Source organism: Methylophaga sp. OBS3 (assembly GCF_026319325.1).
GTDB lineage: Bacteria > Pseudomonadota > Gammaproteobacteria > Nitrosococcales > Methylophagaceae > Methylophaga.
Window position 1 is genome coordinate 549,643 of record NZ_JAPDMU010000001.1, and the last position, 14,187, is coordinate 563,829.

General features: G+C 43.1%; 9 protein-coding genes. 4 read left to right on the forward strand and 5 right to left on the reverse strand.

From position 1 onward, the window contains the following. Entirely contained in the window at positions 1-2,157 is a 2,157-nt protein-coding gene (locus tag OMP94_RS02655) for a GGDEF domain-containing phosphodiesterase (protein WP_266275699.1), read from the forward strand. On the opposite strand, the gene OMP94_RS02660 is transcribed toward OMP94_RS02655, so the two are convergent. The 4 genes from OMP94_RS02660 to OMP94_RS02675 all read right to left on the reverse strand — a co-directional run bounded on the left by OMP94_RS02660 (position 2,154) and on the right by OMP94_RS02675 (position 6,627). Continuing rightward, a complete protein-coding gene (locus tag OMP94_RS02660) occupies positions 2,154-2,561 on the reverse strand; it encodes a MazG nucleotide pyrophosphohydrolase domain-containing protein (protein ID WP_266275701.1) in 408 nt (135 codons plus the stop codon). The genes OMP94_RS02655 and OMP94_RS02660 overlap by 4 nt on opposite strands. After that, positions 2,561-2,965: an RNA-binding S4 domain-containing protein gene (locus OMP94_RS02665; RefSeq protein ID WP_266275703.1), complete on the reverse strand. Its 405-nt coding sequence runs from the start codon at positions 2,963-2,965 to the stop codon at positions 2,561-2,563. The genes OMP94_RS02660 and OMP94_RS02665 overlap by 1 nt, the downstream gene beginning before the upstream one ends. Before the next feature lie 56 nt (positions 2,966-3,021). Next, entirely contained in the window at positions 3,022-4,986 is a 1,965-nt protein-coding gene (acs, locus tag OMP94_RS02670) for an acetate--CoA ligase (RefSeq protein WP_266275705.1), read from the reverse strand. A 120-nt stretch (positions 4,987-5,106) separates the two neighbouring features. Then, positions 5,107-6,627 carry an aldehyde dehydrogenase family protein gene (locus OMP94_RS02675; protein WP_266275707.1) on the reverse strand — a complete coding sequence of 507 codons (1,521 nt, stop codon included), beginning with the start codon at positions 6,625-6,627 and terminating at the stop codon, positions 5,107-5,109. 157 nt (positions 6,628-6,784) lie between these two features. On the opposite strand from OMP94_RS02675, the gene OMP94_RS02680 reads away from it, so the two are divergent. The 3 genes from OMP94_RS02680 to OMP94_RS02690 all read left to right on the forward strand — a co-directional run bounded on the left by OMP94_RS02680 (position 6,785) and on the right by OMP94_RS02690 (position 13,607). Further along, on the forward strand, positions 6,785-7,720 hold the full coding sequence (locus OMP94_RS02680) for a helix-turn-helix domain-containing protein (RefSeq protein ID WP_266275709.1): 936 nt from the start codon (positions 6,785-6,787) through the stop codon (positions 7,718-7,720). A gap of 83 nt (positions 7,721-7,803) precedes the next feature. Next, on the forward strand, positions 7,804-9,573 hold the full coding sequence (locus tag OMP94_RS02685; protein WP_266275711.1) for an autotransporter assembly complex protein TamA: 1,770 nt from the start codon (positions 7,804-7,806) through the stop codon (positions 9,571-9,573). Further along, positions 9,570-13,607: a translocation/assembly module TamB domain-containing protein gene (locus tag OMP94_RS02690; RefSeq protein WP_266275713.1), complete on the forward strand. Its 4,038-nt coding sequence runs from the start codon at positions 9,570-9,572 to the stop codon at positions 13,605-13,607. The genes OMP94_RS02685 and OMP94_RS02690 overlap by 4 nt, the downstream gene beginning before the upstream one ends. A gap of 68 nt (positions 13,608-13,675) precedes the next feature. Here OMP94_RS02690 and dksA read toward each other — a convergent pair whose 3' ends face one another. Continuing rightward, positions 13,676-14,098, reverse strand: coding sequence for an RNA polymerase-binding protein DksA (gene dksA, locus OMP94_RS02695; protein WP_266275715.1), 423 nt, complete (start codon positions 14,096-14,098; stop codon positions 13,676-13,678). Positions 14,099-14,187: the final 89 nt, after the last annotated feature.

The following is a 14,187-nucleotide window of genomic DNA, read 5'->3' on the forward strand; positions in this document are numbered from 1 at the left end:
ATGGCTTTACAAACACCACCAACACAAGTTGAGTCGAGTGATAATGGTGGAAAACTAGCACTTCGTTTTAGTCTGATGATTGGCATAGGCACAACCGTGTTATTGGCAATTTTTGCAGGTCTCAGCTTGCAATTTTCGCCTCTAAATATTGTGACAATTGGCGTTTCCCTTGTATTAGCCATTGGCTTTGGCTTTTTTTGTGGTTCAAGCATTAAAGCGCAACTTCAAAAACAACGTGCTGATTTCACAGCACAGGTTCAGATAATCAATGAAACGCTGCCGTTGATTGCAGCAAAGCGTTATGAAAAAGTCTCCGAGCAGTTATCTTCATTAGATGATGGACTGTTAATCCTTGAAATAGCCTCAATTCGCGAACACTTAATCCATATTGCATCGACAGCCACAAAAGTCGATGAGCAAGCTGCGAAACGCGTTCGAGAGAGCTTTACTGAAAGTGATGAGCTCCGTCATCAGCTGGCTCACCTAAACGAACTGATTAACAACGCACAAATGTTGATCATGACGGTGAATGCTAAGCATGAAGTTAGATTTTTTAACAAATATGCCAGCGATGTGACTGGGACAAAACCTGAAGACATTACGGGTATTGGAGTAGGTAACTTATTGTCATCTACTGACTGGAATGAAACGAAACATTATTACGATTCATTGTTGGCCGGTAATATCAAAATGGCCAATCAAGAAACAGAAATCATTGATGGTGATGGCCATTTACGTAATATCTGGTGGTTACATTCGATGCTTGATGGTGACCCCGAAAATCCTATTATTCTCTCTGTAGGCCATGATGTTTCTGAGGATAAAGACGTTGAAAAACGCGTCGTTTGGTTATCAACTCATGATGCATTAACTGGGCTAATGAGTGCTGCAAAATTCCAAGAAATTTTTGTTGAAAGTCTCAATCAAGCTCAGCGTTATGACAAACATAACACCTTGTTATATTTGCATATTGACTTCCCGCTGTATCAAAAAATAGACAACCATCTCACTCAGCAAATGACGGATGAAATGCGTGTCAGTGTTGCTGATGCATTAAATCAGCTCATTCGTCAGACCGACACATTAGCCAGAATTAATGAGCATGATTTTGCCATTTTGCAATTTGAAACGACAGATGAAGGGCGGCAACGTTTCACAGAGAAAATCCTGCATAGAATTGATGAGCTGAAATTAATCACACCTAAGAAACATTTGCCTATTTCAGCTCATATCGGCGTTATTGATTATCCATATGAATCATCAGATGCCAGTGAGTTATTCGCATTTGCTGAGCTTGCCGCTGTGCGAGCCAAACACCATAACTCTAAGTCCAGTGGTTACCATGTGTTTGAACCAAGCGAAGAGACCGCAAGTGATTTAAAACAGCGTGTTTTCTGGAAAAAACGTATTCAAAAAGCAATTGAAGACGAAAAATTTGTGGTCCATTACCAACCCATTGTTGCCTTGGGTACGACAAAAACGGTGGGGTATGAAGGCTTTTTGCGACTATTGGATGAGGCGACTGGTGAAGCCATTCCTGCTGGCAAGTTTATTGAGATTGCTGAAAAACAGGAGCTTATTGAGCAGATCGATAAGCTGGTGTTAAAGCAGGTTTTCTCATCAGCGGCGGCCAATCGAGATACAGCAAGACAACAGTATTTTGCGATAAATCTTTCACGTTCATCGCTGGAGCCGAATAAGTTATTACCAATGCTGAAAAAACTTCTAACGCATTACAAGTTGTCGGGTAGACAAATTGTCTTGGAAGTTAGTGAGGATATGGCGGTAAATGAGACAGATACACTGAAGTTATTAATGACAGCCGTGAAACAGCTGGAAGTAAGATTCGCTATTGATGACTTTGGATTTGACGGTACTTTATCGAAATATGGCTTTTCATCATTCTCGCTGTTACAACAATTACCAGTTGATTATGTGAAGATTAATGCGCGTTTTATTCGCGACTTAATCAATAACAGCCATGATCAACTTTTTGTAAAAGCTTTGGCTGAGGAAGCTAGATTACGTGGTGTTAAAACGATAGCCGCTGGTGTCGAGAGTGATGAGGTCATGACATTGCTGCAAAGCTACGGCATTGACTATGCTCAGGGTTATTTTATTGGTCACCCATCAGCAAGTTTGGAAAGTAATCACTAAGTACGCGTTTTGGCTTGTTCCCAGAGTTTATCCATTTCAATGAGCGGAAGCTCAGCTAAGCTTTGGCCGAGAATATTTGCCTGCGTTTCGATGTAGTAAAAACGCCTGTAAAACTTCTGATTTGTTTGTTGCAAGGCGAGTATGGGATCGACATTCAAGTGTCGCGCTAAATTGGTGATAGCAAAAAGTAAGTCGCCAATCTCACCTTGTAGTTTATGGTGATCTGATTCAGCAATCTCAGCAGCTACTTCATCAGTTTCTTCATGTATTTTGCTGATAATGCCACTGACATCAGGCCAATCAAAGCCAACCGATGACGCGGCTTTTTGTAAGGCTACAGCGTAATGCAAAGGAGACTGTACGGTCTCAACACCATCTAATAAAAATGTTGGTTTGTCTGTCATTAACCGCGTGTGAATTTAATGATGTGACGACGATCCCGTTTGCTAGGGCGACCTTTTTGTTCACGAAAACCTAAAGGCTCATTTTTGAGTTGCTCACGCAGTATTTCACGTTTTGCAGCACTTTCAGGCGTTTCTTGGTACATATTTTGGGCTTCTGAAGCAGGGCGACGTTGTTTTTCAAGTCCGGCTACTTCAATCACAAAACTATAAGGTGGTTTAGAGATTTCTAAGGTATCGCCAAGATGGACATTACGGCTGGGTTTTACACGGTTACCGTTGATATGGACTTTACCACCATTGATTGCTTCCACCGCTAAGGCACGTGTTTTAAAAAATCGCGCAGCCCAAAGCCATTTATCAATTCGTTGTCCGGCAGTTTCGTTATCTGATTTGTCTTGTTTCATATTAAGTCAGTGTAAAGCCGCTTATCACTGTCAAAGCCGATAAGCGGCGACACCGATTAAGCTTTGCCTTGCAGTTGTAGCAGGATAGATTCGTTCTCTAATGTCGACGTATCCTGAGTGATTTCTTCACCTTTGGCAATGGCGCGAAGCAAACGACGCATGATTTTGCCCGAGCGTGTTTTCGGCAAGTTATCTGAATAACGAATTTCGTCAGGTTTTGCGATAGGACCGATTTGATCTGATACCCAGGCACGAAGCTCATTGGTCATTTGCTCGTCGACACCACCTTCAGGACGATCGCCTTTTAATACGACATAGGCAAATACCGACTCACCTTTAACATCATGTGGTTTACCAACAACGGCAGCCTCAGCAACGGCTTTGTGAGCGACTAATGCTGACTCGATTTCCATTGTGCCAAGACGATGACCTGAGACGTTTAATACGTCATCAATACGTCCCATGATCCAGAAATAACCATCTTCATCACGGCGAGCACTATCACCGGCAAGGTAATATTTACCGTCAAAGTAAGGCCAGTAAGTGTCTTTATAACGTTGGTCATCACCCCAAATGGTTTGAATCATTGAAGGCCATGGTTTACGAACAACAAGGAACCCACCTTGGTTTGCTTGGGTGATTTCTTCACCATCGTCGTTGACGACAGCGGCATCGATACCAGGAAGTGGGCGTGTGCATGAGCCAGGTTTGGTCACAGTCACACCCGGCACTGGGGCAATCATGTGAGCACCTGTTTCAGTTTGCCACCATGTATCAACGATTGGGCAGCGAGACTGACCAATAACTTCGTAATACCACATCCATGCTTCTGGATTAATTGGCTCGCCAACGGTGCCCAATAAACGCAGTTTTGATAAATCGTAGGATTTTGGTAATTCATCACCCACTTTCATTAAAGCTCTAATGGCTGTTGGTGCTGTGTAGAAGATTGTGACGCCATGACGCGCACAGACATCCCAGAAACGGCCAGCATCAGGAACAGTCGGTACACCTTCATAAATAATCATGGTGGCGCCCGTTGCCAGTGGGCCATAGGCAACATAGGTATGACCGGTGATCCAGCCTACGTCAGCAGTACACCAAAAGACATCTGACGATTGAATATCAAAAACCCAACGCATAGTGGTGATCGCATTCAGTAAGTAACCAGCAGTTGAGTGTTGGATCCCTTTCGGCTTACCAGTTGAACCTGAAGTGTAGAGTAAAAACAATGGATCAGCGGCATTCATTGGTACAGGAGGGCAGTTGTCTGACTGACCATCTTCTGCATCATGCCACCAAATATCACGACCTTGTTGCATCGACACGTCATTACTACAGCGTTTGAATACAATGACCGTTTCTACGCTTTCACAACCTTTGCTTAAAGCTTGATCAGTGGTGTTTTTCAATTCAACAATTTTACCGCCGCGATGACCACCATCTGCAGTAATAACTACTTTTGCAGCGGTATCTTCAATACGATCTTTTAATGCCTCAGATGAAAAGCCACCAAATACCACTGAGTGGATAGCACCAATACGGGCACACGCCTGCATTGCGACAACTGCTTCGCTAATCATTGGCATGTAAATAATGACCCGATCGCTTTTATTAACGCCTTGGGCTTTTAAAGCATTGGCAAAAATACAGACTTTTTGGTGAAGCTCTTTATAGCTGATGTGACTAACATCGCCAGGCTCACCTTCAAAAATGATCGCTGTTTTATCGCCATTTTCAGCCAACTGACGATCTAAACAGTTATACGACACATTTAATTCACCATCGGCGAACCAACGGAAAAATGGAGCATTACTGCTCTCAACGGTTTGTGTGAATGGCTTGAACCAATCAATTTCCTGTTTTGCAATCTCAGCCCAGAAGCCCTCATGATCAGCATTCGCTTTTTCATACAAACTGGCTAATTTATCTTCTTGTAGTGCACAGCGACGTACAAAAGATTCACTGGGTGGAAAACGACGGTTTTCCAGTAAGGTTGATTCAATATTTTCCTGAGCCATCAGTCTTACCTTTAATTATTATCTAATGGAAGTGTACTGTTGTGGGCAGAAGGCCACAAATATAAAAAACTCTCCCGAAAGCATAACTTAGGGGAGAGTTTTCAGGTTTACAGCAGTGATTTAGAAGAAACCGAGCGGGCTTGTGCTATAGCTGACCAGCAGGTTTTTCGTTTGTTGGTAGTGTTCCAAAACCATCTTATGGGTTTCACGGCCAACACCAGATTTTTTGTAACCACCAAATGCAGCATGAGCTGGATAAGCGTGATAGCAGTTAGTCCATACACGACCAGCTTGAATACCACGACCCATTCTATAAGCAAGGTTCATGTCACGAGTCCACACGCCAGCGCCAAGACCAAACTCGGTATCGTTTGCAATTTCTAGTGCTTCAGCTTCAGTTTTGAATGTTGTTACAGAAACCACTGGGCCAAAGATTTCTTCTTGGAAGATACGCATTTTGTTATGGCCTTTCATCAGCGTAGGTTCGATGTAGAAACCTTTACCAAACTCTTCGCCAACTTGCGCAACACCACCACCCATTAACAGTTGAGCACCTTCAGTTTTACCAATTTCAACATAACTTAAGATTTTATCGAACTGTTCTTGTGAAGCTTGGGCGCCAACTTGCGTTTCAGTGTCTAACGGATTGCCACGTTTAATCATTTTGGCGCGTTCCATAACAACTGAAATGAAGTCGTCGTATATACTTTCTTGGATAACGGCACGTGAAGGGCAGGTACAAACTTCACCTTGATTGAAGAACGCCAAGGTCATACCTTCAGCACATTTGTTAATGTAATCTTCTTCTTGCTGCATGATGTCTTCAAAGAAGATGTTTGGTGATTTACCACCTAACTCAACGGTTGAAGGGATTATGTTATCTGCAGCGTATTTCATGATCATCGAGCCAACTGGTGTTGAACCAGTGAAAGCAATCTTAGCAATACGAGTGCTAGTACCTAACGCTTGACCAGCTTCACGACCAAAGCCATTAACAATATTTAATGTGCCTGGTGGTAATAAGTCAGCGATGACTTCAATCACTTTGAGGATTGAAACAGGTGTTTGTTCAGCAGGCTTCATAACGATGCAGTTACCTGCAGCTAATGCTGGAGCCAATTTCCACGCAGCCATCAAAATTGGGAAGTTCCATGGAATGATCTGGCCAACAACACCTAATGGCTCATGGAAGTGATAAGCAACGGTGGTTTCGTCGATTTCCCCCATAGTGCCTTCTTGCGCACGAAGACAGCCAGCGAAATAACGGAAATGATCCGCAGCTAAAGGAATATCTGCGTTTAGAGTTTCACGAACTGCTTTACCGTTATCCCAAGTTTCTGCAACCGCAAGCATTTCAAGGTTTGCTTCAATGCGATCAGCAATTTTCAATAGGATGTTGCTACGTTGAGTAACCGAGGTACGACCCCAAGCATCTTTTGCTTTGTGAGCGGCATCTAAGGCTAATTCAACATCTTCAGCAGTTGAACGGGCAACTTCACAGATAACTTCACCTGTAACAGGTGTAATGTTTTCAAAATATTGGCCTTTGACTGGGGCTACCCATTCACCACCAATAAAGTTATCGTAGCGCGACTTAAAGGAAACGACGGCACCATCTGTACCTGGTTTGGCGTAGATCATAGTTTCTCTCTCTTAATAGTTATAAGTGTGGCTTTATAAAGACGCCAGCATAAAGCTGACGCCGAAAACTGCGCTTGACCATTATTCCCAATTACTTGACTTATAATCCAGAACAGCAGCAGAATCAACGTTAACTCCATGTTGTAGATGCTTTTTTATGCTTAACGACAAAGTGCCATTTATCAATGAACGCCGCGAAAAACGTCAGCTTTTGGTTGAAAACAAGCTGACTTTTGCCGGTCCAGAAACTGAGTTGAGTATTTACGATACTTACCGCTCAGCGTCGGGCGTCGGCTTAGATGCAGATCAAATTTTGTATTGCGGTATGGTCAGTGGCAAAAAAGTGATGCATGACGCATTTCACGCACAAGGTGAATTATTTTTACCGCATGAATCCTATGTGTTACCTCCCGGTGGTTATGTTGAAATTGATTTTCCCGAAGCAAGCGAACAGCAGCCAACTACTTGCCTGACAATCGAAATTTCACGTGAGCGTATCGAATCAATCTCAGATCGTATGCGTGGATTAACAACATTAGATGTACCAGAGCATAACTGGTCATATGAACCTCGCATCATTCACAAACATCACACCCAAGGCACACAGCAACTATTAGAAAAACTGGTAGGTTTATTCGTCAGTAATGACCCAGACAAAGAGATCATGGTCGATCTTGGTGTTTCAGAGTTAGTGACTCGCATACTTCGTGAGCAGGGAAGGGAAGTATTATTAAGCTATTGTCAGCAAGTCCCTGACAGTAATGGTATTACGGCTGCGATTCATTGCTTAGAGCAAAATATCAGCGCGCCTTTAGATATTGATCAGTTGTGTCGTAAAGCCTGCATGAGCAGAAGTCGTCTTTATGTCGAGTTTAAGAAACAACTCGGTTGTACACCGGGTGAGTTTCAACAACAAATTCGCTTAAAGTTAGCAGCAGAAGCGATCCGCAATGGTCAGAGTATTACGGAAGCCTGTTACAGCTTTGGTTTTAATGATCTCAGTCATTTTAGCCGCCGTTTCAGTCATTTTTTTGGTTGCTCACCAAGTAGTTATCGAAAACAAAAAGACTTGAGCCCAATCTCAATCGACTAAGCCCGCAAACAACCTGCGTTTCAGGCTGTCATAATACGAACCTAACATGGTTAATGAGGACCATCACCCAAGGTTTGTGTTTAATGCGATTGATTTCTCCCAAAATCTTGTTTGTTTTAATCGCCGGTTTTTTCTGGAGTGGCTTCATATATGCCGAAGAGAGCAAATACGAGGCAGTCAAAGCAGAAATTGAAATTACGGTTGAAGGGGTTAACGACACCATCAAAAAAAGTATCATTGATGGTCTGACGATTCATCGTCAAAGACAGAGTGAACGATTATCTGAGCGGTTAGTCGAGCGTTTGCATCGTGCAGCACAAGCTGAGATAACCCAAACGCTTAGTGTTTACGGATATTACAACCCTGAGATAAATCCATCGCTTACGCAAACTGAGCCACGTAAATGGCTGGCGAGTTATCAAATTGAAGCCGGCAAACCGGTTCGAATCACTACGTTAAATATAAAAATTCACGGCGCGGCAGAACAAGATGTCGCTTTTCAAAACTTCCTGGCTGACTTTCCGTTAAAAATTGATGAACGATTTCGTCATAGCCGTTATGAATCAGCGAAAAAAAGTTTACTGAGAATTGCTGCTGAACGGGGATTTTTTGACGGCAAATTAACCTGTAATAAAGTTGAGGTAGATACAGAGAAAAACTCTGCAACTATATGTTTAGAATACCAATCTGGTGACAGGTATCGCTTTGGTGAAATCCAATATCCCGATACGGTAGTATCTGAAGATCTGATGAAGCGGATCACCCCATTTGAAGCTGGAGAACACTATAGAGCAGATAAAGTTTTAGCGCTGCGTAACAACTTAAACAACAGTGGCTATTTTTCTGAAACCAATGCCCGAACATTAATTGAGCTGCGTCATGATGGCATCGTACCGGTCACCATCGAAGTCACACCATCAAATAAACACCGTTATAGTGCAGGCCTTGGTTTTGGTACCGATACCGGCGCAAGGGGAAGCCTTGGTTGGCAAAATCGTTATGTGAATGATCGTGGCCACCAGTTATCAGCCAATATGCGTTTATCTCAGATTTCCAATCGTATTGGTGCTGATTATCAGATGCCATTTTGGAGCGAAAATATTCAACTGGTTGGTGTAAATACCGAGTTTCTTCAAGAAGATACTGATACCAGTGAAAAACGCAGTTATACACTTGGTACCTACTACCAACGTGAAAGATGGGGCTGGGAAGAAACTGGCAGTATCAAATTACTACAAGAGGATTTTGATATTGCTGACGAATCAGAATCAGCGTTATTGCTTATTCCAGGAATAACATTTGCCAAAACGTGGGCTGATGATTCTCTATATACCAGACAGGGCGGGCGTCTTAGCATTGCATTGAGCGGCGCCTCAGAATCGCTACTATCCGATATCTCATTTGGTCAGGTAGTATTGACCGGTAAGTACATACAAGGGTTAACGAAAAATAGTCGTCTAATCACGCGTGCTCAAGTTGGCGCAACAAGTGTTAGCGATTTTGATCAGTTACCTAGTTCACTGCGGTTTTTTGCCGGTGGTGACAATAGTATTCGTGGCTTTGATTATGAGTCACTCGGGCCTGAAAACGACAAGGATGAAGTAGTGGGGGGACGCTATCTTGCAGTTGGCAGTATCGAGTATGAACACATGTTCCTCGGGGATTGGGGGGGCGCTGTGTTTACTGATTTCGGTAATGCCTTTAATGATTGGTCAGATCCCATCGAATATAGTGTTGGTCTCGGTGTTCGTTGGCGTTCTCCGGTAGGACTTATTCGAGTTGATGTTGCACGTGGATTGTCTGACGAAGATAAACCTTTTGCACTTCACATTGTGATAGGGCCGGACTTATGAAACGCCGTCTAATCGCCATCACATTAGTTAGCCTGTTACTGCTATTTATTGCCGCCGCCTATTGGCTGTTAGCAACACAGTCTGGTCTTCAAACGAGTTTACGTTTTGCCCAACAAGCAGTACCCGGATTACATATCGGTAATGCCCAAGGCCGCCTATATGACGGATTATTACTCGAAAGCATTCAATATGCACCTGAAGAAGGCCCAAAAGTTGAAATAGCAAAAATTGACGGTCAATGGCAGCTTTGGTCATTACTGAGTAGTCGGTTTATCGTTAATCAACTCCATATCACCAAACTTCACGTTACCTTGCCTGAAACTGAGGAAGACCCGAGCCCCGTTGTTGAAGAACAAGGGATGTTTGAATTGGCTTTACCCATTGGTATCCACATTCGCTCCCTGCGGATATATGACGCTAAGCTAACGCAACCTGACACTGAGATAGTGTTATTTAATCGTCTCGACACCTCAATTCGGTTGAGTCATGACAGATTAACGATCTCATCATTTAACCTGGTTCGTCCCGATTTAGCCGCAACATTAGTTGGTGATTTACAGCTGAGTGGTCAATATCAGACTAACCTCAATTATGGTTTGCAAATAAATCATGCTGATTGGGGACCTGTGGACGTCACCGCGACCATTAATGGTGATTTAGATAAATTTACCCTAAGACAACAGGTCGGCGAGCCATTTGCTTCTGAACAAGTTGTCACGGTCAATAATGTGTTGAATGACCTTAAATGGCAGTTAATGGTCGTTGGTGAATCATGGATGCTAGAGCAGCTTGTTCCAGAGCAGACAGGCTATCTTGAAGCTTTTGATGTATCGGGCCATGGTGACTTAAAGTCAGCACATATCGCATTTAATTCGGAATTAAATGACTTACAGCCAGATTTACCTTCCTTGTTATTAAGCGGCAATTTTAATAGTGATGATTTGCAAAACTGGCTGGTCGATACCAACCTTACAATCAATGAAAATGCTGATTTAGTGGTTAGTGGTAGCGTCAATATTGCAGATAACGAAAACCCTGCCTTTGCTTTAACAAGTCGATGGGAAGGCATTAGTTGGCCTATAACTGATGACGAGAAGATCGTTGAAGATGCACAGGGCCAAATCCGTCTGACCGGGGCTTTAAAAGGTTATCAAATTACTTTAAATAACCAGGCACGAGTCTATGACGAACAGCTTTCAATCACCAGCCATGCAAACGGTGATTTAGGGCGTCTCACAATTCATGAAATACAGGTGCAGCATGCAGCCGGTGAATTAACGCTAGATGGTGATATGCAATGGCAAGATGAGCTTAAGTATAAGTTAAAAGCCAATTGGCATGACTTGACGATACCGGAAGCTATTAGTGAAGTTAAGTTACAGATCCTCGAGGGCAATTTAACGCTCGAAGGTGATGACAAACAATTAAATGCGGCATTAGATAGCCAAGTAGATTTTGATGAACAGCGCTATCAAGTTCGGCTGCGTGCGGATAGTCCACAATTACAAACCGCTGATATTAAGTTGGATGTGTTATTGCCAAAAGGCGCTGTCGGATTTGCTGGTAATGTATCGATGCAAAACACACCAGAAGCCAACGGTCGCCTAACGTTAAGGCAGTTTGACCCAAAGTTATTCGTTAAAAACTGGCCCGGAAATTTAAGTGGTCAGGCCGATTTCAGTTTTAAACAAACGGCGGAAAGTTTGCGAGAAATCGCCCTTAAAGACTTGGTGCTCAGTGGACAGCTTCGTGAACGAGCATTTCAACTCAATGCTGACGCCAATATGGTCAACGAGAGTGTGACACTGTCTCGATTTGATTTAAAAACAGGCCAATCATCAGTTCAATTAAGCGGTCAATTACAACCAACATTAGATGCTAAATGGCAGTTAGTTTCACCAAATTTAAATGATTTCCTACCAGAACTAACCGGAACGATGGAAGGGAGCGGCAATATTGCAGGTGAACTTTCTGCGATCCGTTTAAAGGCAAATTTAGCGGGTAGTGATATTCACTACGAAGATATGGCGATCAACGAAGTAGTGGTAGAAGCGAATGTCGATCTGTCAGGCCAGAATCAAAGTGGCATTTCGATCACGGCAAATAATATTCATGTTGCTGAGCAAACAATCGATAACCTCGCTTTGACTTTAAATGGACAGCGTCAACAGCATCAATTGCAAGTTGATATTGAGTCGCCAATTCTTAATCTTGCATTACTGGCAAATGGTAGTTTGAGTGATTCGAATCTTTGGCAGGGGCAGTTTCAAACACTGAGTTTCACCAATCCTGATTTTGGCGAATGGTATCTGTCCGAGAAAGATAAGGTTTTACTGTCAGCTGAATCACAAAATATTCCTCGCCACTGCTGGCAATCTAATACTGGCAATGTTTGCCTTGAAGCTATCAATAGTGACAAAGGTTGGCAGGCGCAGGGTGAGTTAGCGTCGATTCCATTAAGTTTATTTGAGCGTTTTTATCAAGATTACGCAAAGCTCACCGGCGAATTAACTGGTCGCTTCTCCATGTCTAGCGATGACCAGAAAAACTATATTGGTGAGGGAAAATTTAATCTCAATAATGGCAGTTTACAGTTAACTGGCGATGGCTTTAGACAAGCTGAACCTGTTGATATCAAAACATTGTCACTTCAATATCAAGTTGATAGTGAAAACTCAGCTCTAGCGATGACTATTGCGCCTGATATTGCAGGTGTTTCACCGCTAGAAGCACGGTTACAGACCCTACCTTTAAAAGAATTTTTAGCTGAGCCGTCAACCAGTCAACTGGCGATGCAATTACAAACCGCAATTGATGATCTATCGGCTTTAAATTTATCGCATCCTGCTATCGAGCGACTTGAAGGCGCATTTAAAGCGGATCTGGATATCAACGGTAGTCTAGAAAAACCAGAAATCGATTCGATGTTAAGCCTACGTAATGCTGAAGTTGGTTTAAGTGATTTGGGCATCACTTTAACGGGATTAAATGCTGATATCAGTGGCACTCCGCAAACAGGCATCAATTTCTTGTTACAAGGCCAATCAGGTGATGGTGCTTTCGAATTAGATGGTGAATTGTTATTGCCAGAAGAGGGGTGGCAGTTTGCAGCAAATATTCAAGGTGATCAGGTTTTGTTAATGAATATGCCTGAAGCCTATGTGATTGCTTCACCAGATTTACAACTGGCGTTGGATGCGGCTTCAGCGGCGCTTAAAGGTAAACTCAGTATCCCAGAAGCGCGTTTAGAGCCAATGCAATTTAATATGGCCGTAAGCCCAAGCAAAGATGTGGTGATTGTTAACAAGCCGCAAGAAGAAGCTTCAGTGTTACAAACAGACATTGATATCGTTGTCAGTTTAGGCGACAAAGTACAGATCCGCGCCGCAGGCTTTCAAGGTGACTTAAGTGGTGATTTAGCGGTTAGTGGTGATGCCGGTGAGTTATTGCTTGGTGATGGCGAAATAACGCTCGATAAAGGCAGTTATGTCGCTTATGGTCGTACTCTCACTGTCAATAATGGCAAAATTCGCTTTTCTGGTGGTGCGATCGATAATCCAGACTTAGATGTAAAAGCAGTACGAAAACTAACGGATGTCACCGCTGGGATTCATTTAACTGGTCCAGTTGATAATCCTCAAGCAACTTTATTCTCAACGCCATCGATGGGGCAGGATGATATTTTGTCCTATATCTTGATTGGTCGACCGCTTAATGAAGCCAGTGCCGGGGATGGTGCAATGTTGGCTTCAGCTGCAACCACACTAGGTATTCAAAACGGTAATGCTTTAAGCGGAGAGATAGCCAGTACCTTTGGTTTAGATAGTGTTGCTTTTACTGGCGATAGCCCTGAAACAGCAGCTGTGAAAATTGGTAAATATCTCTCACCTAAACTGTATATTGGCTATGGCATTGGCGTATTAGAGCCAGTAAGCACCGTACAAATGCGTTATGAGTTAAGCAAGATTTGGACATTACAAGCAGAGTCTGGCACCGAAAGTGGTGTGGACTTGCTGTATATCTTTGAGCGCTAAACGGTCAGCATAAAAAACCCCGCAAAAGCGGGGTTTTTACCGATCCCTAGTATGAGGTTTCGAGAATCTTAAACGCGATTTTTCTCGCGAATTTCATCTAATGTTTTGCAATCAATACATAAAGTCGCTGTCGGACGAGCCTCTAAGCGACGAATACCGATTTCAGTACCGCATGATTCGCAAAAACCGTAATCACCTTTATCTAAATCGTTCAGTGATTCTTCGATTTTTTTGATCAATTTGCGCTCACGATCACGTGTGCGTAGCTCCAGCGTAAACTCTTCTTCCTGCGTTGCGCGGTCATTCGGATCAGGAAAGTTGGCGGCTTCGTCTTGCATGTGATGAACAGTGCGATCGACTTCTTCCATCAGCTGTGCGCGCCATTTTTCAAGGATGGTACGGAAATGTTTTTCCATATCCGCGTTCATGTATTCTTCGCCTTCACTTGGCTGATAAGGACTGAAGTTAACGTCGCCTTGACTTGCGTCCATCTTAAAAAACCTCATACTTTCTATAAAAACAAGGGCGCATCTATAGCAGATGCTTGAGGGTTGTGCAAAATAATCGGCATATTCTAGCG

Excerpts from the sequence above, each read along its gene's own strand:
- OMP94_RS02655 (WP_266275699.1), top strand. The coding sequence starts at position 1 with ATGGCTTTACAAACACCACCAACACAAGTTGAGTCGAGTGATAATGGT.
- OMP94_RS02660 (WP_266275701.1), bottom strand. The coding sequence starts at position 2,561 with ATGACAGACAAACCAACATTTTTATTAGATGGTGTTGAGACCGTACAG.
- OMP94_RS02665 (WP_266275703.1), bottom strand. The coding sequence starts at position 2,965 with ATGAAACAAGACAAATCAGATAACGAAACTGCCGGACAACGAATTGAT.
- acs (WP_266275705.1), bottom strand. The coding sequence starts at position 4,986 with ATGGCTCAGGAAAATATTGAATCAACCTTACTGGAAAACCGTCGTTTT.
- OMP94_RS02675 (WP_266275707.1), bottom strand. The coding sequence starts at position 6,627 with ATGATCTACGCCAAACCAGGTACAGATGGTGCCGTCGTTTCCTTTAAG.
- OMP94_RS02680 (WP_266275709.1), top strand. The coding sequence starts at position 6,785 with ATGCTTAACGACAAAGTGCCATTTATCAATGAACGCCGCGAAAAACGT.
- OMP94_RS02685 (WP_266275711.1), top strand. The coding sequence starts at position 7,804 with ATGCGATTGATTTCTCCCAAAATCTTGTTTGTTTTAATCGCCGGTTTT.
- OMP94_RS02690 (WP_266275713.1), top strand. The coding sequence starts at position 9,570 with ATGAAACGCCGTCTAATCGCCATCACATTAGTTAGCCTGTTACTGCTA.
- dksA (WP_266275715.1), bottom strand. The coding sequence starts at position 14,098 with ATGGACGCAAGTCAAGGCGACGTTAACTTCAGTCCTTATCAGCCAAGT.